This window comes from Blastococcus carthaginiensis (genome assembly GCF_030731085.1).
Taxonomy (GTDB): Bacteria; Actinomycetota; Actinomycetes; order Mycobacteriales; family Geodermatophilaceae; genus Blastococcus; species Blastococcus carthaginiensis.
Genome location: NZ_JASNFN010000013.1, coordinates 60410 through 81175, shown reverse-complemented (window position 1 = coordinate 81175; position 20766 = coordinate 60410). Strand labels below are relative to the sequence as shown.

Here is a 20766-nt window from a genome sequence, read left to right as displayed (position 1 = left end):
GGACCTGGTGCTGCCGTTCGCCCGGGAGACCTCCGCCCGGGGCGCCGCGGATCACCGGCCGGAGCCACCACCGTCGGCGCCGGCCAGCGCGCGCTCCAGCTCCGGGGTCAGCCGCGGGATGGGCCGCGTGTCGTCGTCCACCGGCGGCCGCGCGGCGGCCGGGGCGACGAACGGGCTGCGCACCGCGGCGGACACCGCGTCCGGGTGGAGCGAGGCGGCCGGCACCCGGCGGCCGGGGGCGACGGGCGCCTCCACCGCGACGGGGGTGATCTCGGCCGCCGCCCAGCGGGCGGCGCCGGCGCCGAACGCCGTCGCCGACAGCGCGGCCAGCTCCCGCCACTGCCGCCCGACGAACTGCAGGCGGTGGACGTCCCCGCTGCGGGACCGGACGACCGCGCGGAAGACGACGTGCGCGGCGCGGTCGGGCACGCGGACGGAGAGCTCCACCTCGGCGCCGACGGCGGCGCCGATCCCGCGGACGCGCGCCTGCGCGCCGCCGAGCGAGACGTCGGCCAGCCGGGCGGGGGCGCCCTCGACGACGGCGGGCAGCGCGGCCGGGAAGCGGTGCCCGTCCCGGCGCTCGGCCGAGAAGCGCGGATCGCGGATGCGGCGGATGCCGGCGACGACGAAGCCCAGGGTGGTCGCCACCCAGAAGACCGGCACCAGCGTGGTGCCGCCCAGCCCGTGCTCGACCGGCGTCCAGCCGGCCAGGCTCGCGGCGGTGAAGAGCAGGCTCCCGACGAGCACGGCGGCGAGCGCGAGCAGCAGCGCGGGCACCCGGGCGCGGGTGCGCTCCTCCCCCGTGCGGCCCTTCGCGGTGACCGCGAACCGGCCCGTGCCGCGCAGCACCAGCGAGAGCGTGGCCGCGAGGTTGGAGGGCAGCCGGACGACCTCGAACAGCAGCGAGAAGCGGGCCGGGGCGAACCCGCGCGACAGCAGGCCGAGCGCCACCTGCTGCAGGAGGAACGGGACGCCGGCCATCACCGCGAACAGCGCGGGCGGCGCGTCCACCGGGAACACCCCGGTGACCAGCACGCTCACCGGCACGAGGGCCAGGCCCAGCGTCCGCCACGAGTCGAACCACGCCGACAGGGAGTAGAGGTAGCCGAGCCGCTGCCGGGACGTCAGCCCGGTGGCGGTCAGCGGGTTGTCGTGCCGCAGCACCTGCATCGCGCCGCGGCCCCACCGCCGGCGCTGCGCGTAGAAGGCGTCGGGGCTGCCCGCCGCCAGGCCGCGGGCGAGCACCTCGTTGTGGTAGGCGCTCCGCCAGCCGGCGCGGTGCAACTTCATGGTGGTGTGGAAGTCCTCGGTGAGCGATTCGGTGGCCACGCCCCCGATCTCGCGCAGCGCCGCGGTCCGCAGGACGGCGTTGGTCCCGCACCAGAAGGCTGCCCCCGCGTGGTGCTTGCCGGCCTGGATCACCCGGTAGAACAGCGACTCCTCGTGCAGGTCGGCGCCCGGGCGCAGGTGCTCGAAGGAGCTCGTGTTGTAGAAGTGCTGCGGCGTCTGCACCAGCGCCAGCCGGTCGTCGGCGAAGTAGGGCAGCGTGCGGGTGAGGAAGTCCGGGTCGGGCACGTGGTCGGCGTCGAACACCGCGACGACGTCGGTGCGCACCAGCGCCAGCGCGTGGTTGAGGTTGCCCGCCTTGGCGTGGTCGTGCTCGGCGCGGGTGACGTAGCGGGCGCCCAGCGCGGTGACCATCTCCTCGACCTCGAGCCGGTCGCCGTCGTCGAGCACCCAGGTCTCGTGCTCGCCCTCCATGGCCAGGCAGGCGGCGACGGTGGGCAGCAGGACGTCGAGGTGCTCGTTGTAGGTGGCGACGAGCACGGTGACCGACGGCGGCGGCCCGGGGCGGGGCGCCGGCACGGTCGCCGGCGCGACGTCCCAGGTGGTCATCACGAACAGCACGAGGGCGAGTCCGCCGTAGAGCTCCAGCGCGAGGAACGGCACGCCCAGCCAGAGGGCGGCGCCCTCGGGCAGGGTCGCCAGCAGCCGCCAGGTCAGGTAACCGGCGGTGGCCAGGACGGCGGCGACGGCCACGGTGCGCACCACGAGCAGCCGCGCGGCGCTCTCCGGCGCCGGAACGGCGTCCCGGGTCCCGCTGGGGCGGCCCAGGGCCACCCGTTCCATGCTCACGCAGGAGGCATCGACACGCTGAGCGCGCCGGCACATCCCCCCGAGGGGTGAGGTCGCGCGCGCTCAGCCGGCGGTGACGCAGAACCGCTCGGCCGTCCGGTCGGCCATGTCCGCGAACTCCTCCCCCTCGTGCAGCAGCGTCCAGGCCATGACCAGCTCCACGCCCGTCGGCACGCCGTCGGCGTCGACCGCGCCCGGAGGTGCGACGAGATGGCGGACGCTCTCGACGAGCAGGCCCTCCCCCGGGCCGTCGGCCTGCCGCTCCACCCGCCGGACGCGCAGCGCCGGACCGGCCGGCAGCGCGACCAGGTCGACGGCAGGAGGGGCCAGCCCCCGCCCGGCGGTGGCGCGCTCCTGCGCGGCGAGCTCCGGCAGCCCGGTGGTGAGCCGGTACCGGTCGGCACGGAGGGTCGCGAGGACGCCGTGGGCGGGGTCGGGGACCCAGAGCGCGGCCAGGTCGGGCGCACCCTCGCGGAGGGCGTCGCCCAGCGAGCGCAGCTGCGCGCCCAGCCAGGCCGCCTCCGGCCCGTGGACGTAGAGGTCGGCGCAGATCTCCTGCGCCCACGCGGCGACGTCCCCGGTCCCGGGCAGCCACACCCAGCCCTCGTCGGACGGCGCGACGGAGTAGCCCCAGTGCTGCACGATGCCGGTCACGGGAGCCACCGGAAGGAGCCCGCGACGGCGTCGAACAGCGCGGTGAGCGGGTCGAGCAGCTCCAGCAGCGGCGTCGAGAAGCTCAGCAGCACGAAGCCGCCGCCGGGCAGCGGGTGCTGGTACTGCACCACCGCCGTCTCGACCCTCCGGCCGTCCGGCGCGGGTGCGGACGTCCGGCGGCGCAGGCGGGCCACCGGGCCGCAGGCAAGGTCGACCACCTCGGCCGTGGCCCCCGTCCCCGCCGCGGCGAGGAACGCGGCGTCCTCGCCGCCGGGCCGGTCGCCGTCCCGTGGAGGGACCACCCCGACAGCCAGGGCGCAGGCCACCGGCGGGGCGCCCTTCTGGAGCACCGGCAGGTGCACCTCGACGGTGCGGCTGTCGGTGCGCGCGGCGACTGCCTCGTGCAGCACGCGGGCCACCTGCGGCATCAGCCGGTCGCGGTCGGGCCGGCCCCGGGTGACCGCCTGGGCGATGCGGCGGACGTCCGCGTCGCGCTGCGCGTCGTCCAGGACCCGGATCCGCACCCAGTCGCCGGGCACCGCGAAGGTGAAGTCGCGGGGAGGCGCCACGGCCGTCACCGGTCCGCCCGGACCGGGGCGCGGGAACCGGCGGGGCCACCGCTGCCGGCGAAGGCGTTGGCGGCCGGGACGGTGCCGGCGGCGTTCGCGAGCAGGGACGCGCCGTCGGCCCGCGCGGCGCGGGAGAGGCCGGCCTGCACCTGGGGGGCGGCCGTCGCGGCCGGGTGGAGGAAGGGCGGCGGGCCGCCCGGATCGCGCAGCAGCCCCGACGGGCGGTAGGCCTCGGCCCACTCCCCGCGGGTGGGCAGCCAGCCGCGCGGGTCACGGGCCCGGGAGGTGAGCGCGGAGGCCGCCGCTCCGGGGGACGCGGCGACGCCCGAGGCCGCCGTCGCCTCCCGGCGGGTCATCCCCGAACCCCGCAGGTGCTGCACCAGCGAGGGGCGAGCCAGACCGCGGGTGCCCGTGGCCACCGCCCGGCCGGCCAGCGCGAAGGCGCGCCCGGCCCCGAAGGTCAGCACCCCCACCGCATCCCAGAGCACGGCGTCGAGCTCCGCCCGGCCGCTCGCCAGCAGCACCGTGTTGCCGACGAGCGAGACGGCACCGGCGACGAGGGCCGCCCCGGCGAGCGCCGCGGCGACGGGCTGCAGACCCGGGATCGTGCCGAGGAAGAACGCCGCCAGGCCGAGGGCGGCCGAGAGCAGCCCGGCCCAGCCCGTGACCACGGCGACCACGTCCAGCACGTCGTCCCAGAACCCGTCCGCGAGGTCGTCGGCACCGAGGACGTCGTCGATGGCGTCGGCGGCGGTGGTCCCCGCCGCCCGCCACTCGGCCTCGAGCGCGTCGAGTTCCTCGCCGGCCGCCCGGATGCCCCCGGTGGCCGCCGCGGCGTCGTCGTGCGCCCGGCGCTCGGCGACCGGATCGGGCTCCGCCTGGGCCGCGGCGCGCTCGCGGGCCCGCCAGGCGGCGTCCCGGGCCTCCTCGGCACGCTGGGCGCGGGCCAGGACGACGTCGGCGCGGGCCTGGACGTCCTCCAGCGTGCGCGCGTAGCCGGCCAGCGCCGCCGCCGTCCCCTCGTACCGGGCGTGCGCCTGCTCGATCGTGCCGGCCACCTCGACGGTCCGCTGCCGGAACGCCCGGCCCGCGTCGGAGTCCCACGCCGTCGCGCTGCCGTGGATCTCGCGGAGCGCCGTCGCCGCCGTGGTGATCGCCGCGGCGGTGTCCGCGTACCGCCGAGCGAGCCGCGCGATCGCCGCGGCGTCCCCGCCGACCGGGTCCGCCGGGCGCAGCGGCGACCAGTCCCGCGGGCGGCTCACCGCTCACCGGCCATGGCGGCGATCAGTTCCGTCTCGATCCGCTCGTAGACCTCCGCGGCGTCCTGCGCGGCCTGGCCGAGCCCCGCGATCAGCCCGGCCATCTCGGTCCGCCGGCGGTCCCAGTTGCTGCCGAACTCCCCCAGCCGCTCCCGCAGCCCGCCGTGCGCGATGACGTCGGCGCCGACGTCGGCGGTGTCCCGCGCACCGTCGAACTCACCGTGCACGACCAGCAGCGCACGCCCGGCGTCCCGCAGGACCGCCGTCTCCACCTCGAGGCCGTCACTCACACCGCGGACCCTAGGCAGGAACGGCCCTCCCCCGGACCCGTTGTCCACAGGCGCTCAGGCGGTGCGGGGGCCCTCCCACAGGTCGATGCCGGCGTCGACGGCGTGCTGGTCGATCGCCGCGAGCTCGTCGCCGGAGAACGCGAGGTGGTCCAGCGCCCCGACGTTCTGCTCCAGCTGCGCCACGCTGCTGGCCCCGACGAGCACGGTCGTCATACGCGGGTCGCGCAGCGCCCACGCCAGCGCCATCTGGGCCAGCGACTGCCCACGCTCCCGGGCCAGCCCGTCGAGGGCGCGGACGTGGGTGAGCGTCTGCTCGGTGAGCAGGTCGGGCGAGAGCGACTTGCCCTGGCTGGCCCGCGACCCCTCCGGCACCCCGCCGAGGTACTTGTCGGTGAGCATGCCCTGCGCCAGCGGCGAGAAGGCGATGCACCCGGCGCCGACGTCGGCGAGCACGCCCAGCAGGTCCTCCCGCTCGACCCAGCGGTTGAGCATCGAGTACGAGGGCTGGTGGATCAGCAGCGGCGTGCCCAGGTCGGCCAGGATCTCCGCCGCCCGGCGGGTCTGCTCGGGCGAGTACGACGAGATGCCGGCGTAGAGCGCCTTCCCGGAGCGGACGGCGGTGTCCAGCGCCCCCATCGTCTCCTCCAGCGGCGTCGTGGGGTCGGGCCGGTGGCTGTAGAAGATGTCGACGTGGTCCAGGCCCATCCGCCGCAGCGACTGGTCGAGGCTGCTCAGCAGGTACTTCCGCGAGCCCCCGCCCTGGCCGTACGGCCCGGGCCACATGTCGTAGCCGGCCTTGGTGGAGATGACCAGCTCGTCGCGGTAGGGCCGGAAGTCGTCGGCCAGGTGCCGCCCGAGGTTGCTCTCCGCGCTGCCGTAGGGCGGTCCGTAGTTGTTCGCCAGGTCGAAGTGCGTGATGCCCAGGTCGAAGGCCCGCCGCAGGATGTCGCGCTGGCGGTCGAAGGGCATGTCGTCGCCGAAGTTGTGCCACAGGCCCAGGCTCAGCACGGGGAGGTCCAGGCCGCTCCGCCCGGTGCGGCGGTAGGTCATGGAATCGTAGCGGTCGTCGGCTGCGGAGTAGGCCATGCGCCGATCCTGCGTCACCGCCGCCGCCCGCGCCGCACCGCCCAGCGGGTACGAGCTCTCCGCGGGCCGGGTACACCTAGGCTGGGTGCGCCCACCCCCTGGAGGTTGCCGTGCTGCTGCGCGTGGTCGGACTGCTGCTGGTCGTGTGGCTCGTGCTCTCGATCGTCGGCGCGGTGCTCGCGGTGGTCGAGGGCCTGTTCTGGCTGCTGGTCGTCGGCGTGCTCCTCTTCCTGGGCACCGCCGCCTACGGCCGGCTCAAACGCGACGACCGGGTCTGACCCCCGCCGCGGGGATCAGTCGCCGTCGGCGTCGCCGCCCGCTCCGCCGGCGAACGGGTGCGGTTCGCCGGCCGGGGCAGGGGGCGGTGCGCCGGGCGCCGGCTGCTCCGCGACCTGGTCGGCCGGCTCGACGCGGCTCCCGGCCTCAAGGGCGTCCAGGCCGATGGCGTAGCGGTTGTCGGTCACGGGCACACCTTCCCGCTGCGGGCGCCCGACGTCCAGACCCGCCGCCCCCCGGGGCTCCGGACCTCGCGCGGGAATGGCGGGGACAGGCCTTCCCCACCCCCTGGCCACGACCGCGTGGACGTGATTTCCGCGGGCCCGGCGAAGGCGCCGGAGCGGTCCGCGCATGCGAAGATCGACCGCGGCCGGAGAAATGGACGGGAATTCGTCGGAATGCCTCGGCACCACGTCCCCGATCCGGTCGCGGAAATGGTCGGCGCACACCGGGAGGACGACGATCGATGTCGGAGCTGGACCGTCTCGTGAACGGCTGCCTGATGCCCGGGTTCGCCGGGCCGGCCGTCCCCCGCTGGGTGGTCGACGCGCTCGGGGAAGGCCTGGCCGGCGTCTGCCTGTACGGGCAGAACCTGCGCGCCGACGACCCCGCGGAGGCCGCCGGGCGGGTGGCGTCGCTCAGCGGCGCCGTGCACACGGCACGGGCGGACGCCCTCGTCGCCGTCGACGAGGAGGGCGGCGACGTCACGCGCCTGGAGTACGGCTCGGGCAGCAGCTACCCGGGCAACCTCGCCCTCGGCGTGCTCGACGACGAGCAGGTGACCGCGGCGGTCGCGGCAGCCATCGGCGCCGACCTCCGCCGCGCCGGCGTGGACGTCGGCCTCGCGCCCTCGGTCGACGTGAACAGCGACAGCCGCAACCCGGTGATCGGCGTCCGGTCGTTCGGCGCCGACCCGGGGCTCGTCGCCCGCCACGGGGCGGCCTGGGTGCGCGGGCTGCAGTCGACCGGGGTGGCCGCGGCCGCCAAGCACTTCCCCGGCCACGGGGCCACCACCGTCGACTCCCACCTCGACCTGCCGGTGGTCGACGTCGACGAGGCGACGTTCCGCCGGCGCGAGCTGCCCCCGTTCATCGCGGCGATCGAGGCGGGCGTGCGGCTGGTGATGACCTCGCACGTGGTCTTCCCCGCCTTCGACGAGCAGCCGGCCACGCTGAGCCGCCGCCTGCTGGTCGACCTGCTCCGCACCGAGCTCGGCTTCCAGGGGGTGCTCGTCACCGACGCCCTCGACATGGCCGCGGTGCGGGCGGCGCACGGCATTCCCCGCGCCGCGGCGCTGTCGCTGGCCGCCGGCTCCGACCTGCTGCTGGTCGGGGCCGAGGACGGCGAGGAGCACTGCGCCGCCATCCGCGCGGCGGTCGCCGAGCACCTGCGCGACGGCACGCTGACCGAGGCCCGGCTGCACGAGGCCGCCGGCCGGGTGGCCCGCCTCCGCCGCGAGCCCACCGCCACCACCACCGACGAGGCGTCCGGCGGCGTCGGCCTGCGCGCGGCCCGGTCGGCCCGGCGGGTCCGCGACCTCCACCCGCTGGCGGCCCCCGCGGTGGTCGTCGAGCTGCGGGCGGCGGCGAACATGGCCGTCGGCGCCGCCCGGTGGAGCCTGGCCGACCCGCTGCGCGAGCTGGGCCGGCTGGACACCCTGGTCACCGTGGCGGACGACGATCCCACGCCCGACGCCGTCGTCGCGGACGCGGCGGGCCGGCCGCTGGTGGTGGCCGCCCGCGACGCCTACCGCAGCCCGTGGCAGGAGCGCTGGCTGCGCCGGCTGACCGAGCTGCGGCCCGACGCCGTCACCGTCGCCCTGGGGATGCCCGACGACCTGGGGCTCGTCCCCGGCCCGGCGCTCGCGGTGCACGGCGCGTCGCGGGCGTGCACCCGCGCGGCCGCCGAGGCGCTGGCCGGCCGGTGACGACGTTGCTGCGCGGGGGGCGCGCCGTCGACGCCGCCGGGCGCCGGGACGACACCTGGCTGCTGCTGGACGGCGGCACGATCACCGCCGCGGGCACCGGGGACGCCCCGGCCGCCGACGACGTCGTGGAGCTCGACGGCGCCTGGGTGACGCCGGGCTTCGTCGACCTGCACGTGCACGGCGGCGGCGGGCAGGCCGCCGAGGACGGCGCCGACGGGATCCGCGGCGCGCTCGAGGTGCACCGGTCGCACGGCACGACGCGCTCGCTGGTCAGCCTGGTCACCGCACCGGTGGAGCGGCTGGAGGCCTCGCTCGCGGCGGTCGCCGACCTCGCCGCGGCCGACGACCGGGTGCTGGGCGCCCACCTGGAGGGCCCGTTCCTCTCCCCCGAGCGCTGCGGCGCGCACGACCCGGAGCACCTGGTCGCGCCGACCCCCGCCGTCGTCGACCGGCTGCTGGCCGCCGCCCGCGGCACGCTGCGCCTGGTGACCGTCGCCCCCGAGCTGCCGGGCGCACTGGACGCGGTGACCCGGCTCGCCGACGCGGGGGTCACGGTGGCCGTGGGGCACACCGCGGCCGGCATGGCGCTGACCGAGCAGGCCTTCGGGGCCGGCGCGCGGGTGCTCACGCACGCCTTCAACGCGATGCCGGGGCTGGGGCACCGCGCGCCCGGGCCGGTCGGCGCCGCGCTCGCCGATCCCCGCGTCACCCTCGAGCTCGTGCTGGACGGGCACCACGTGCACCCCGTCGTCGCCGGCCTGCTGCTGGCCGGCGCCCCCGGCCGGGTCGCGCTGGTGAGCGACGCCATGGCCGCGGCGGGTGCGGACGACGGCCGCTACCGGCTGGGCCGCTCCGACGTCGTCGTCCGCGACGGGGTGGCCCGCATCGCCGGCACCGGCACCCTCGCCGGCTCCACGCTCACCCTCGACGACGCGCTGCGCCGGGCCGTCGACGTCGTCGGCCTCGACCCGGTCGCAGCGGTGACGGCGCTGACCGCCACGCCTGCCCGGGCGCTGGGCCTCGGCGATCGCCTCGGCCTGCTCGCCCCCGGGTACGCGGCCGACGCGGTGGTGCTCGACGAGGGCTGGTCGGTCCGGCAGGTGTGGGCGCGGGGCTGCCGGGTGCGCTGAGGTCAGGCCTTGCCCGGCCGGTGGGCGTAGGTGTGCCGGTAGTAGTCGGCCAGCCGCAGCCGCGCGGCGGCCGCCTCGTCCAGGTAGACCCCGGCCCGCGGGTGCAGCTGCAGCACCGAGGCGGGGCACATGCTGCTCAGCGGACCCTCCACCGCCGCCGCGACGGCGTCGGCCTTCGCCTCGCCCTGGGCGACGAGCACCAGCTCCCGCGCCTCCAGGATCGTGCCCAGCCCCTGGGTGAGGCAGTGCACCGGCACCTCCTCCGGGAAGGCGAAGAAGCGGGCGTTGTCCGCCCGGGTCCGGGGCGCGAGCGTCTTGATCCGGGTGCGCGACGACAGGGAGGACGTCGGCTCGTTGAAGCCGATGTGCCCGTTGGCGCCGATGCCGAGGATCTGCACGTCGATGCCACCGGCGGCACGGATGTCGCGCTCGTAGCCGGCCGCCGCCGCGTCCAGGTCGGCCGCGCACCCGTCGGGCACGTGCACCCGCCCCGGGTCCAGGCCCAGCGGCTCGGCGACGGTGCGCCGGAGGACCGACGCGTAGCTCTGCGGGTGCGCCGGCGGGAGGCCGACGTACTCGTCGAGCGCGAAGCCGCGGACACCGGAGACGTCCAGCTCCCCGGCGGCCACCTGCCGGGCGAGCTCGGCGTAGAGGCCCAGCGGCGAGGAGCCGGTCGCCAGCCCGACGACGGCGTCCCGGCGCCGGCGCACCGCCTCGGCGATCCGCCGCGCCGCGACCCGGGCGACCTCGCCGGCCCCGGGGAGGATGACCACCTTCACGGGCTCAGGATCCCACCGGCTGGGCGCGGCCGGGCACGGCCGGGCGGACGCACAACGCGGCCCCGACGGGACCCACCGGGACGTCGGCCGGCGCCAGCTGCACCCGGTCGGGGATGCCGAGGCTGCGCAGGAACGGCGAGCCGGCGGCCTGCCGCCGGGCCGCGGTGACGACGGCGTCCCGCAGCGGCGTCCCGACCTCGGCGACCCCGCCGCCGAGCACGACGTGCTCGACGTCGCAGGTGAGCACCAGGGTGCGGACGGCGGCGGCGACGGCGTCGGCGAACCCGTCGCGGATGCCGATCGCCCGCCGATCCCCGGCCGCCGCGGCGGCGAACAGGTCCGCGGCGGCCGGGATGCCGTTGCGGCTGGGCCAGGCGGCCTCCAGCGCCGCCCCGGAGGCGTAGAGCTCCAGGCAGCCCTGCTGGCCGCAGGGGCAGCGCGGCCCGGTGCGGTCGTAGGGCAGGTGGCCGATCTCCCCCGCCGCTCCCCACCGGCCCCGCCGCAGCTGGCCCCCGAGCAGCAGCCCGGCGGCGACGCCGGTGCCGAGGGCGAGCAGCGCCAGGTCGCCGGGCAGCCCGAGTGCACGGGCCGCACCCACGGCCGCCGCGTTCAGGTCGTTCTCCAGCACCACGGGGGTGCCGCCCAGCCGGGCCGACAGCATCGGCGCCAGGTCGACGGCGCGCTCGTGGATGCCGAGGTTCACCGCGTAGGACAGCCGCCCGGTGGCCGGGTCCACCAGCCCGGGCACCCCCGCGCCGACCCCGGTCAGCTCCTGCGGGGTCACGCCGGCCGCGGCGCAGAGCTCGCCCACCACCTGCTCGGCGGTGTCGAGCACGCCCTGCACCCCGGGCCGCGTGGGCACCCGGAGGCGGTGCCGCACGGTGGCGCCGGCGTCCAGCAGGACGCCGAGCACCTTCGTCCCCCCGATGTCGAGCCCGACCGACCAGCTCCGCGACCCGTGGCCGTTCGCGCTCACCCCTTCACCGCCCCGGCGACCAGGCCGGCGCTCATGCGCTTCTGCACGAACAGGAAGAAGACGATGACCGGCACGGAGATCAGCGTCGCCCCGGCCATGACCAGGCCCCAGTCGGTGGCCCGGTTGGCCTCCACTAGGCCCTGCAGCCACAGCGGGAGGGTGCGCTGGTCGGGGTCGGTCATGACCACCAGCGCCAGCGTGTACTCGTTCCAGGCCTGGAGGAACCCGTACACCCCGGAGGCGACCAGGCCCGGGGCCAGGAGCGGGAAGGTGATGCGGAAGAACGCCCCGGTGCGCGAGAGGCCGTCCATCATCGCGGCCTCCTCCAGCTCCAGCGGCACCCCGGCGACGAAGCCCCGCAGCATCCAGACGGTGAACGGCAGGATCGCCGCGACGTAGACGATCGTGAGCCCGAGGACCGCGTTGACCAGGCCCCAGTTGTCCAGCATCTGGTACTGCGAGATGAACAGGCCCTCGGCCGGGATCATCTGCACGACGAGGATGGTGAGGATGAACGACCGGCGCCCGCGGAAACGGAAACGGCTGATCGCGAGCGCCCCCAGGAATGCGAAGAGAATGGCGACGACGAGGGTCAGCCCGGTGACCGCCAGGGACACCTTGAAAGCGTCGTAGAACGCGGAGTCGGTGAGCACGTTGCGGAAGTTGGAGAACGTCCCGCCGAATGGCAGGAACGAGGGTTCTCCCGTACGCATCCGATTGGTCGGCAGGAATGCGCTGTTGACCATCCAGTAGATCGGGAAGACCCACACGAGCGCGACGAGCACGGCGAGCAGGCCGAGCAGGCGCCGCCCCGTGCCACCGCCGCGGGCACGCCGCCGGGCGGCGGCGGGGGCACCCGTGCGCGCCGCGGTCACACCTCCTCCTTCAGCATCCGGCGGATGTAGAAGACCGTGAGCACGAAGGTGATGACCAGCATGATCGTGGCCATGGCTCCGGCCATCGAGAACTCCTTCGCCAGCGAGTAGATGTAGGTGCCCAGCAGGTGGGTCTCCCGGGTCGGGGCCCCGGCCCGCTGCAGCACGTAGATCTGGGTGAAGACCCGCAGGTCCCAGATGACCTGGAGCAGCGCGACGACGAGCAGCACCGGCTTGACCATGGGCAGGGACAGGTGGCGCAGCCGCTGCCAGGCGTTGGCGCCGTCGAGCTGCGCGGCCTCCATGCACTCCTCGGGCACCTGCAGCAGGCCGGCGTAGACGGTGAACACCACGAAGGGCACCGACATCCAGACGACGATGACCGTCGCCACGAGGTAGAACGACGCCGGCTCGATGATCCAGGAGTGCTGGCGCATCCCGGTCAGGCCCAGCGGCTCGGCCAGCAGCCAGTTGACCACCCCGTACTGCGAGTCGAACAGCCACTGCCAGACCGTCATGGTGGCCAGCACCGGCGTCCCCCAGGCCAGCAGCAGCCCGACCTGCAGGGTGATCCGCGCGCCGCGCCCCACCCGCGTCATGAGGACGGCGACGGCGATCCCCACCGCCATCGTCAGCGCGGCGTTGACCAGGCAGAACAGGACCGACCGGCCGATGACGCCCCAGACGTAGGGGTCCGACAGCAGCGTCGTGTAGTTGCGCAGCCCCACCCACTCGGCCGGGCGGCCGAACTGCTGGGCCAGCCCGTACTCCTGGAACGACAGCACGAACTGGCGCGCCAGCGGGTACCCGAGCCCGACGGCGACGGGCACCAGTGCGGGCAGCAGGAGCAGGTAGGGCCCCAGCCGCGACCGCCGCGACCGGCGGCGGGGAGCGGGCCGGCGCTCGCCCGGCGGGACCGGGTGGACGGGCGGGGCGGCGGCGCGCGGCGGAGCCGGCGGGAGCACCGGCGCCGAGGACGTGCGGGGAGCGGACACGGTTCCTCCGGGACGTGGGGGGCGGGGGTGCGGCGCGGTCGGCCAGGGCACCCCCGCCCCGGATCACAGGATCAGGCCAGCGTGTCCGTGATCAGCTGGTCGGCCCGGGCCGAGGCCTCCGCCAGGTCGGCACCCGAGGCCACCTCCTGGAAGAAGTCCTCCAGGATGCGGGCGGCCTCCACGTCGGCCCACTTCTCCGCCGGCGGGGTGAGCTGGGCGTCGAGGGCCGCCGCAAGCGCGGCCTGGGCGTAGACGTCGTCGCCCAGCGCGTCGGCATACTCGCTGTTGCCGGGGATCAGCCCGTTCTCGGCGAGCATCGTCTGGTACTCCTCGCTGAAGATGATCCGCAGCAGGTCGCGGGCCGCCTCCTGGTTGCCCGACATCGCCGGGATCGCGATGTTCGAGCCACCGGCGAAGACCGTGGCCGGCTCCCCCGCCGTCGGGCCGGGCAGCGGGAAGATGCCGGTCCGCTCCTCGTTGCAGGCCTGCTGCTCGGCCAGCGCCGCCTGCGCGGCCTCCGACTCGTCGTCGGGGTCGACGCCCTGGTTGCACTCGGGCAGGTCGATGCTCCAGCGGGCCCAGGTCGGGGCGGAGAACATCGCCGCCTCACCGTTGTTGAACGGCACCCACGGCTCGGCCGAGTCGGCGTCGCGCGGGGCGGAGGTCGCGTTCGCGAACAGCTCCTGGACCTGCTGCAGGCCCTCCTGCGCCTCCGGGCTGGACAGCGCGCCCACCCACGCGTCGCCGTCCTGCTCGGCGAGGTTGCCGCCGTTGCTGTAGATCCAGGCGATGCCGTTGTACCAGTCCTGGCCGGGAAGCCAGAAGCCCGAGAAGTTCGGCTTCCCGGTCGGGTTGGCCTGCTGCAGGGCGACCGCCGCGTCGCCGAACTCGGCCAGGGTGGTGGGCACCTCGACGCCGGCCTGCTGGAAGAGGTCCTTGCGGTAGAACACCGCCCGGGCGCCGGAGTAGTAGGGCACCGCGTAGACGTCGCCGTCGACCGTGCCGGCCTCGACGAAGCCCTCGAGGAGGTCGTCACCGCCCAGCTCGTCGACCAGGTCGCTGATGTCGGAGAAGGCACCGGCGTGGGTGAAGGTCGGGCTCTGGGTGTTGCCGATCTCGACCACGTCGGGGGTCTGCGACTCCGAGGACAGCGCCGTCTGCAGGCGCGGCACCAGGCCGCTCCAGTCCTGCTCCTCGATGACCAGGCTCATGCCCTCGTGCTCGGCCTCGAAGGTCTCCACCAGGTAGTCGCGCAGCTCCTGGGGCGTGTCGGAGCCGGCCAGCCACAGCCGGATCTCCTCCGAGCCGCCCGCCTCCGCCTCATTCGCGCCACCGCAAGCGGAGAGCGCGAGCAGCAGCCCGACGCTCGCGGCAGCCAGCCCGCTCGTGCGTACCCTCGTCATGTTGGGGTTCCTTCCTGGTGCGCAGGCGGTGCCGGACAGCGCCGCCACAGGGATGTGGTTCTCCGACTTGCAACTGGCCGGCTCGGGGTCGTCACGTGACCCCGAGCTGGCCGGACAGCACGAGGACCGCGGCCCCGGACAGGGCCCCGTCCTCGCCGAGCGAGGTCATCCGCAGCTGCATGTGGCTGCTGACGACGGGCATGGTGCGTTCCTGCAGGGTGGCCAGCGCCGCCTCGCGGAGCGGGCCGTCGAGGAGCTCCCCGGGGCCGGTGAGCACGACCTCGGACAGGTTGAGCGAGCTGACCACCGGCGCGAGCACGATGCCGAGCCGCCGGCCCACCGCCGCCAGCGCGACCGCGGCGGCGGACGGGTCCAGCCCGTCGATCCGCCGGCGCAGGGCAGGCACCGACAGCACCGTCTCCAGGCAGCCCCGGCGCCCGCAGGCGCACGGCAGCGGACGGCCCAGCGGCGCGCCGTCGATGTCGTCGCGCTCGTCGACGGCGGTGACGTGGCCGATCTCGCCGGCCGCGTGCTCGTGCCCCTGCACCAGGCGACCGTCGAGCACGATCCCGGCGCCCACACCACCGCCGACGGTGAGCACCAGCAGTCCGCCGCCCGACGCGCCGCCGTAGGTGAACTCGCCCAGGGCCGCGGTGTTGGCGTCGTTGGCCACGTGCACGGGCAGGCCGAGCTCGGCGCCGAGCCGGTCGGCGAGCGGCAGGTCGAACCACTGCCGGTTGGGCGCCTGGAGCACCCGACCGGCGGGGTCGATCACGCCGGGGGACCCGACGCCGACGCCCAGCACCGGCCGGGTCGCCGCCGCCACGAGGTCGCGGCACAGCGCGGTGAGCGCCTCGATGGCCGCCGCGCCGGTCCGCCCGTCGACCCGCGTCGTGCGGCGCTGCAGCACGGTGCCGGAGAGGTCCAGCACCGCCCCGTGCATCCGCTCGTCGTCGGCCAGGTCCACCGCGACGATCTGGTGGGCGTCGGTGCGGACCCCCAGCAGGGTGCCGGGCTTTCCGGGGCGGCCTTCCGCGCGGGCGCCGAGCTCGGCCACCAGGCCCTCGGCCATGAGCGAGGCGACCAGGTCGGAGATGGTGACCCGGGTCAGGCCGGTGGCGCGGGCGAGGTCCGCCCGCGAACCGGGGCCCGCGTGGAACAGGTGCTGCAGGACCATCGAGCGGTTGTGCGCGCGGGCGTGCTCGGGCAGCACCTTCGCCGTCGGTCGGAGCAGGCGCCCCGGCCGGGCTGTGTCGCGGGTCACGGTCACGTTTGTTAGGCAACCGTCCTTACATTCCCCTGTCAAGAGGTGGCGAACTCGTGACCGGACCGTGACCTGCGGGAGCGGCGACGTCGGAGCCCCGCCGGCCCGAACGCGAGAACGGGGTCCCCGAGCCGAGGACGCTCGTGATCCAGCCGACCGGGAGCTGCACCGCCCGGGGCGGCGACGACCGCGCCGGCCTGCCGGAGCAGGCCCTCGACGTCTCCGACGTCCCGCTGGCGACGGCTGACCGGAGGGTGTCGGCCGAGCGTGACCTTCCGGGCGCGTGCTCGTTGGCTCGTCAACCGTCGCACCCCCGCTCGAACCGGAGAGGCGCCATGAACCCTCGTATCCTCCCCCGACGTGCCGGCCTGCTGGCCCTGGGCACCGCCGCGCTGGTCGGCTTCACCACGGTGGCCGGCCCACCTGCGCCCGCCACGGCGGACTCGGACGAGTTCCGCCCGCAACTGGTCACCGTCGACACCCCCACCCGCGAGGACAAGCGCCTCCTGCAGACCCTCGGCCTCGACCTGACCGAGCACGCCGGCCACGACTACGTCGAGGTGGTGCTGCACAGCCCGGCCGACGTGACGTCGCTGCTCACGGCCGGCCTCGGCTACGACGTCCGCATCCCCGACCTCCTGCTCCGCGAGGCGGAGAACAACCGGGCCAACGCGGCGTACGCGGCGGCCACCACGACGTCGCCGCTGCCGTCCGGCCGGGACGCCTACCGCACCCTCGCCGACTACGACGCCGACATGGCCGCGCTGGAGCGCGACCACCCGGAACTGGTCACGACCTTCACCCTGCCGCACCGTTCGCTGGACGGCCGGGAGATCCGCGGGGTCGAGATCGGCCGCGACGTGCACGGGCCCGACCGCGGCCTGCCGACGTTCCTCATGCTCGGTGTCCACCACGCCCGGGAGTGGCCGTCCGGCGAGCACGCGATGGAGTTCGCCGTCGACCTGGCGAAGAACTACGGGAAGGACCCGCGGATCACCGACCTGGTCGACCGTGCCCGCGTCGTCGTCGTCCCGGTGGTGAACGTCGACGGCTTCGAGCTGTCCCGGACCGACGGCGGCCTGGTCGATCTCCGCTCGCTCGACGACGGCGGCACCGCCAGCCTGCTGGCAACCCCCGGCAACGCCTACAAGCGGAAGAACTGCCGCCTGGTCGACGGGCAGGACACCCCCGACGGCACCTGCCGGGCCGGCAGCGCGACGAGCCCGGGCGGTTTCGGCACGGGCGTCGACCTCAACCGCAACTACGGCGGCTACTGGGGCGGCCCGGGCGCGTCGGACCTCTTCGCCGACCCGACCTACCGGGGTGCGACGGCGTTCTCCGAGCCCGAGACCCAGAACATCCGCGAGCTGATCAGCAGCCGGCACGTGACCACGCTGATCACCAACCACACCTTCTCCAACCTGGTGCTGCGCCCGAACGGCGCCGCGCCCGATCTGGTGCCACCCAGCGAGGGCGTGCCGCTGGGCGACCCGTTCGACGAGGCGGCGCTCAAGGCGCTCGGCGACGCGATGGCCGCGCAGAACGGCTACACCAGCCAGCACGCGTGGGAGCTCTACGACACCACCGGCTCCACCGAGGACTGGTCCTACAACGCCACCGGCGGGTTCGGCTACACCTTCGAGATCGGGCCGGACGAGTTCCACCCGCCGTTCCCCCAGGTCATCGACGAGTACCTGGGTGCGGGCGAGTACGCCGGCAAGGGCAACCGGGAGGCCTACCTGCTCGCGCTGGAGAACGCGGTGGACCCGGCGACGCACTCGGTGCTGACCGGCAAGGCACCGGCCGGTGCCACCCTGCGGCTGCGCAAGACCTTCGCCACCCCGACGTGGGAGGGGGCGATCCAGGACACCCTCGACACGGCCATGACGGTCGGTCCCGACGGCCGGTTCACTTGGCACGTCAACCCGTCCACCCGCCCGGTGGTCAAGGACCGGCAGGTCGAGACCGTCTCATCCGACCCGGTCGCGCAGCAGACGTACACCGGGACGACGCTGCCGCTGCAGTCGACCGACTCCGAGTTCACCGTCGCCCGGGACGCCGATCTGCTCGAGATCGTGCTGGACTGGCCCACGCCGGACGACATGGACCTCGAGGTGTACCGGAAGAACGCCGACGGCTCGCTGGAGCAGGTGGGCAGCTCCGGCAACTTCGTCGGGGAGAAGGAGCGGGTGCTGCTGCAGGACCCGGCCCAGGGCACCTACGTGCTCCGTGCGATCAACTTCGCCTCGGTGACGCCGACCTGGACGCTGACCGCGTCGCTGTTCGAGGCGGAGTCCTCGACCGTGCCGGGGCTGGTGGAGAACTGGACGCTGACCTGCGAGGTGGCCGGCCAGGTCCGGGAGACGGCCCCGGTGGTCGTCGACCGCGGGCAGCGGCTGCGCGTGGACCTCAGGGCCTGCGGCCGGCGCTGATGCGCGGGCGGGACGCCGGCTCACCGGTCCGGCGTTCCGCCCTGCCGTCGACCGGGGGCTACCGCCCTTCGACGCCGGGTACGGCGAGCCGGTCGCCGTCCCGGAGACGGCGGCGTTCTTCGCCCCGGGCGCCGGCGGGGCCGACGAGCCGGCCGTCAAGCAGGCCTGGTGGCAGCAGCTGTTCGATCCGGGGCTGGCCGAGCGCCTGCCAAGCCGGGCGATCATCGCCCGGCTCGAACGGGCCGAGGACGAGCCGGAGGTCGGCGGCCGGGTGGACTGGCGCGCGACCGGCTCCGCGCCGGTGCGCGACGCCTTCCGCGCCGACCTGCCGGAGTGGGGCCTCGACGCCGGCGCCGTCCCCCGCTGCGGCGGCTGAGCCGGCGACCGGCAGCACCGCCCGCCGGGCGCGCAGCATCCCGCAGACGACGAGCGCGCAGCACAGCCCGATCCCGGCCGAGAGCCAGACCATCGGCTGGTCCACGCACCAGCCGTAGCCGGTCCACGCGGCGCAGGACCCGGAGCCGAGCCACCACCGCGCCGGCGAGAGCCCCGAGAGATCCTGGGTGCGGTCGCGCAGCAGGCTGACCGGCTGCGGGAGCGCGGCCGCCGCACCGACCACGGAGGCGACCCCGCCGAGCAGCGCCGCGGCCGCCGCCGGGTCGGTGCCGAGCAGCCCGGTGGTGGCAGGACCCCCGGTGGCCAGCGCGGCGAGGACGACGGCGCCGGACGCCGTCCGCAGCAGCACGCGCGGAGCCCGCAGCCGCGGCTGGGTGAGCAGCAGGGCCACGAGGACGGCGGCGTTGCCGGCACCGACGACGGCGTTGGTGACGATCTGCACGGGGTCGCCGGAGAGCAGGCCGAAGGCGAGCCAGCAGAGGTTGAGCGCGACGGCGAGCCAGGCACTGGTGGGTGAGAGGCCGAGGGTGCGGCGGTGCCGGCAGGAGAGCCAGACCTGGGGCCAGACGACGGCGATGCTGAGGGTGGCCGCGAGGATGCCGAGAGCGGCGGACATGGTGGAGCGGGGATCCGTTCGGAGTCGGTGCGAGGGGTGGCCACCGGGAACGGGGGGCGCTCGTCGGGAAGCGGCGCCGGCGGGGGCCGGGCGGTGACCGGGGACGTCATCGGCGCTCCGCATCCGTGACCGGAACGTGATCTGCCGATCGCTTCCTGTGACGTCCACCGCACGCGGCGGAGCGGCTCCCTAGGCTGGGCGGCCATGACGACCCCCACCCAGACGATCCGCGCCGCCGGCGGCTACCTGCGGTCGTGGCTGGACGCCCAGGTGGCGCACCGCCGGGTGCCGGGTGCGCAGGTGGCCGTCCGCCACGGCGGCGAGCTGGTGCTCTCGGCCGCGTTCGGGGTCGCCGACGTCTCCACCGGCGCACCGCTGACCCTCGAGCACCTGTTCCGCGTCGCCTCGCACTCCAAGACGTTCACCGCGACCCTCGTGCTGCAGCTGGTCGAGGCGGGGCGGATGCGGCTGGACGACCCGATCGGCGTCCACGTGCCTGAACTGGAGGCGGCCGGCTCACCGGTGGCGCGGGTGACCGTCCGGGAGCTGCTCGGCCACCAGGCCGGCGTCACCCGGGACGGCGCCGACGCCGACTTCTGGCAGCTGGAGCAGCCCTTCCCGGACCGGGCCGGGGTGATCGCGGCGGCGCTGCGGGCGGGCCCCGTGCTGCGGCGCAACGAGCACTTCAAGTACTCCAACACCGGCTACGCGCTGGTCGGCCTGGCCGTCGAGGCCGTCACCGGGACGAGCTACGCCGAGGCGGTGCGCACCGGGATCCTCGAGCCGCTGGGCCTCACCCGGACCGGGGCAGACCACGATCCCGCGCGGGCCGGCGAGTACGTCAGCGGGCACACCGGGCTGCTCCTGGGCGAGGACGTGCGCGAGCCCCTCGGGTCGGTCGGCACCGGCGCCCTCGCGCCGGCGACCGGCTTCTTCTCCACCGCCGAGGAGCTCGCCGTCTACGGCTCGGCCCACGTGCTCGGCGACGACCGGCTGCTCGGCGACGACGCGAAGCGGCTCATGCAGCGCGTGGAGTCGGTGGTCACCGCCTACGGCACGGAGGTCGGCCGGTACGGGGTGGGCCTGGCACTGACCACCGTGGGCGAGCGGCACCTGGTCGGGCACAGCGGCGGGTGGCCAGGGCAGATCACGGTCACCGTCGTGGACCCCGCCGACGGGCTGGTCGTCAGCGTGCTCACCAACGCGATCGACGGCCCGGCCGAGGAGCTGGCGACCGGGCTGGTGAAGCTGGTCGACGTCGCGCTGCACCCGCGCACCGAGGTGCCCGCCGCCCCGCCCGGCAGCCCGCCGCCGTCCGCGTTCACCGGCCGGTTCGCCGGCCTCTAGGGCGTGGTGGACGTCGCCGAGCTGGCCGGGCGGCTGGTGCTCGTCCGGCCGACCTGGCCCGATCCCCTGCCGGGGGTCGAGGAGCTGCAGGTGGTCGACGCCGACACGCTGCGGGTCGCCGCGCAGCCGGGGTTCGGGCCGGCCGGTGAGCCGGTGCCGGTCGAGCGGGACGCCGGCGGGCACGTCGTGTCGCTGCGGTTGGGCGGGGTGACCTACCGGCCGGTCGAGGAGTTCCGCCGCCGGCGCTCCTCGACGACCGGCCGTCCGGCCGCCTCGTCGCGGCTCTGGGACTAGCTAGTACCGCGTCACGCAACCTTCGACTGGTTCAAGCTGGGCCGGCTAGCGCTTGGCGTCAG

At 75.7% G+C, this 20766-nt stretch carries 20 protein-coding genes; 6 read left to right on the top strand and 14 right to left on the bottom strand.

Annotation, left to right across the window (positions count from 1 at the left end; genetic code table 11):
- Nucleotides 1-51: 51 nt before the first annotated feature.
- The 6 genes from QOZ88_RS12710 to mgrA all read right to left on the bottom strand — a co-directional run bounded on the left by QOZ88_RS12710 (nt 52) and on the right by mgrA (nt 5994).
- The gene (locus tag QOZ88_RS12710) at nt 52-2130 is read right to left on the bottom strand and encodes a glycosyltransferase (protein WP_306000210.1); all 2079 of its coding nucleotides are present in this window, start codon (nt 2128-2130) and stop codon (nt 52-54) included.
- Nucleotides 2131-2199: 69 nt separating this feature from the next.
- Nucleotides 2200-2790, bottom strand: a complete 591-nt coding sequence (locus QOZ88_RS12705) for a hypothetical protein (RefSeq protein WP_306000122.1) — start codon at nt 2788-2790, stop codon at nt 2200-2202.
- Complete coding sequence (locus tag QOZ88_RS12700) at nt 2787-3359, bottom strand: hypothetical protein (RefSeq protein WP_306000121.1); 573 nt, start codon at nt 3357-3359, stop codon at nt 2787-2789. Before QOZ88_RS12700 ends, QOZ88_RS12705 begins: the two co-directional genes overlap by 4 nt.
- Nucleotides 3360-3364: 5 nt before the next feature.
- Complete coding sequence (locus QOZ88_RS12695; protein ID WP_306000120.1) at nt 3365-4621, bottom strand: hypothetical protein; 1257 nt, start codon at nt 4619-4621, stop codon at nt 3365-3367.
- Nucleotides 4618-4908 carry a hypothetical protein gene (locus QOZ88_RS12690; protein ID WP_306000119.1) on the bottom strand — a complete coding sequence of 97 codons (291 nt, stop codon included), beginning with the start codon at nt 4906-4908 and terminating at the stop codon, nt 4618-4620. Before QOZ88_RS12690 ends, QOZ88_RS12695 begins: the two co-directional genes overlap by 4 nt.
- A 54-nt stretch (nt 4909-4962) precedes the next feature.
- Nucleotides 4963-5994, bottom strand: a complete 1032-nt coding sequence (mgrA, locus tag QOZ88_RS12685; protein ID WP_306000118.1) for an L-glyceraldehyde 3-phosphate reductase — start codon at nt 5992-5994, stop codon at nt 4963-4965.
- Nucleotides 5995-6104: 110 nt separating this feature from the next.
- On the opposite strand from mgrA, the gene QOZ88_RS12680 reads away from it, so the two are divergent.
- Nucleotides 6105-6272 (top strand): hypothetical protein, encoded by a 168-nt coding sequence (locus QOZ88_RS12680; RefSeq protein WP_306000117.1) that lies wholly within the window; start codon nt 6105-6107, stop codon nt 6270-6272.
- A gap of 15 nt (nt 6273-6287) precedes the next feature.
- On the opposite strand, the gene QOZ88_RS12675 is transcribed toward QOZ88_RS12680, so the two are convergent.
- On the bottom strand, nt 6288-6458 hold the full coding sequence (locus tag QOZ88_RS12675; protein WP_306000116.1) for a hypothetical protein: 171 nt from the start codon (nt 6456-6458) through the stop codon (nt 6288-6290).
- Between the two features lie 278 nt (nt 6459-6736).
- Here QOZ88_RS12675 and QOZ88_RS12670 point away from each other — a divergent pair, with 278 nt between their 5' ends.
- Together QOZ88_RS12670 and nagA are read left to right on the top strand one after the other, a co-directional pair.
- Entirely contained in the window at nt 6737-8197 is a 1461-nt protein-coding gene (locus QOZ88_RS12670) for a glycoside hydrolase family 3 protein (protein WP_306000115.1), read from the top strand.
- Nucleotides 8194-9327 carry an N-acetylglucosamine-6-phosphate deacetylase gene (gene nagA, locus QOZ88_RS12665; RefSeq protein ID WP_306000114.1) on the top strand — a complete coding sequence of 378 codons (1134 nt, stop codon included), beginning with the start codon at nt 8194-8196 and terminating at the stop codon, nt 9325-9327. Before QOZ88_RS12670 ends, nagA begins: the two co-directional genes overlap by 4 nt.
- A 2-nt stretch (nt 9328-9329) precedes the next feature.
- Here nagA and nagB read toward each other — a convergent pair whose 3' ends face one another.
- From nagB to QOZ88_RS12635, 6 genes are all read right to left on the bottom strand, one after another.
- Nucleotides 9330-10106: a glucosamine-6-phosphate deaminase gene (gene nagB / locus QOZ88_RS12660; RefSeq protein WP_306000113.1), complete on the bottom strand. Its 777-nt coding sequence runs from the start codon at nt 10104-10106 to the stop codon at nt 9330-9332.
- 4 nt (nt 10107-10110) lie between these two features.
- A complete protein-coding gene (locus QOZ88_RS12655; protein ID WP_306000112.1) occupies nt 10111-11082 on the bottom strand; it encodes an ROK family protein in 972 nt (323 codons plus the stop codon).
- Complete coding sequence (locus QOZ88_RS12650; RefSeq protein ID WP_306000111.1) at nt 11079-11957, bottom strand: carbohydrate ABC transporter permease; 879 nt, start codon at nt 11955-11957, stop codon at nt 11079-11081. The genes QOZ88_RS12655 and QOZ88_RS12650 overlap by 4 nt, the downstream gene beginning before the upstream one ends.
- Entirely contained in the window at nt 11954-12952 is a 999-nt protein-coding gene (locus tag QOZ88_RS12645; RefSeq protein ID WP_306000110.1) for a carbohydrate ABC transporter permease, read from the bottom strand. The genes QOZ88_RS12650 and QOZ88_RS12645 overlap by 4 nt, the downstream gene beginning before the upstream one ends.
- 71 nt (nt 12953-13023) lie before the next feature.
- Nucleotides 13024-14355, bottom strand: a complete 1332-nt coding sequence (locus QOZ88_RS12640) for an extracellular solute-binding protein (protein WP_306000109.1) — start codon at nt 14353-14355, stop codon at nt 13024-13026.
- Nucleotides 14356-14446: 91 nt separating this feature from the next.
- Nucleotides 14447-15619, bottom strand: coding sequence for an ROK family transcriptional regulator (locus QOZ88_RS12635; RefSeq protein WP_306000108.1), 1173 nt, complete (start codon nt 15617-15619; stop codon nt 14447-14449).
- A gap of 335 nt (nt 15620-15954) precedes the next feature.
- Here QOZ88_RS12635 and QOZ88_RS12630 point away from each other — a divergent pair, with 335 nt between their 5' ends.
- Nucleotides 15955-18051 carry a M14 family zinc carboxypeptidase gene (locus QOZ88_RS12630; RefSeq protein ID WP_306000107.1) on the top strand — a complete coding sequence of 699 codons (2097 nt, stop codon included), beginning with the start codon at nt 15955-15957 and terminating at the stop codon, nt 18049-18051.
- Between the two features lie 58 nt (nt 18052-18109).
- On the opposite strand, the gene QOZ88_RS12625 is transcribed toward QOZ88_RS12630, so the two are convergent.
- Entirely contained in the window at nt 18110-19063 is a 954-nt protein-coding gene (locus QOZ88_RS12625) for a SemiSWEET transporter (RefSeq protein WP_306000106.1), read from the bottom strand.
- Nucleotides 19064-19267: 204 nt separating this feature from the next.
- On the opposite strand from QOZ88_RS12625, the gene QOZ88_RS12620 reads away from it, so the two are divergent.
- Both QOZ88_RS12620 and QOZ88_RS12615 read left to right on the top strand, forming a co-directional pair.
- Nucleotides 19268-20410, top strand: a complete 1143-nt coding sequence (locus tag QOZ88_RS12620) for a serine hydrolase domain-containing protein (protein WP_306000105.1) — start codon at nt 19268-19270, stop codon at nt 20408-20410.
- A gap of 3 nt (nt 20411-20413) precedes the next feature.
- Nucleotides 20414-20704 carry a hypothetical protein gene (locus tag QOZ88_RS12615; protein ID WP_306000104.1) on the top strand — a complete coding sequence of 97 codons (291 nt, stop codon included), beginning with the start codon at nt 20414-20416 and terminating at the stop codon, nt 20702-20704.
- The last annotated feature ends 62 nt before the right edge of the window (nt 20705-20766 follow it).

Bases quoted from the DNA above. Each gene is read 5' to 3' on its own strand.
- QOZ88_RS12620 (WP_306000105.1), top strand. From the start codon at position 19,268: ATGACGACCCCCACCCAGACGATCCGCGCCGCCGGCGGCTACCTGCGG.
- QOZ88_RS12670 (WP_306000115.1), top strand. From the start codon at position 6,737: ATGTCGGAGCTGGACCGTCTCGTGAACGGCTGCCTGATGCCCGGGTTC.
- QOZ88_RS12625 (WP_306000106.1), bottom strand. From the start codon at position 19,063: ATGTCCGCCGCTCTCGGCATCCTCGCGGCCACCCTCAGCATCGCCGTC.
- QOZ88_RS12710 (WP_306000210.1), bottom strand. From the start codon at position 2,130: ATGGAACGGGTGGCCCTGGGCCGCCCCAGCGGGACCCGGGACGCCGTT.
- QOZ88_RS12630 (WP_306000107.1), top strand. From the start codon at position 15,955: ATGAACCCTCGTATCCTCCCCCGACGTGCCGGCCTGCTGGCCCTGGGC.
- mgrA (WP_306000118.1), bottom strand. From the start codon at position 5,994: ATGGCCTACTCCGCAGCCGACGACCGCTACGATTCCATGACCTACCGC.
- QOZ88_RS12640 (WP_306000109.1), bottom strand. From the start codon at position 14,355: ATGACGAGGGTACGCACGAGCGGGCTGGCTGCCGCGAGCGTCGGGCTG.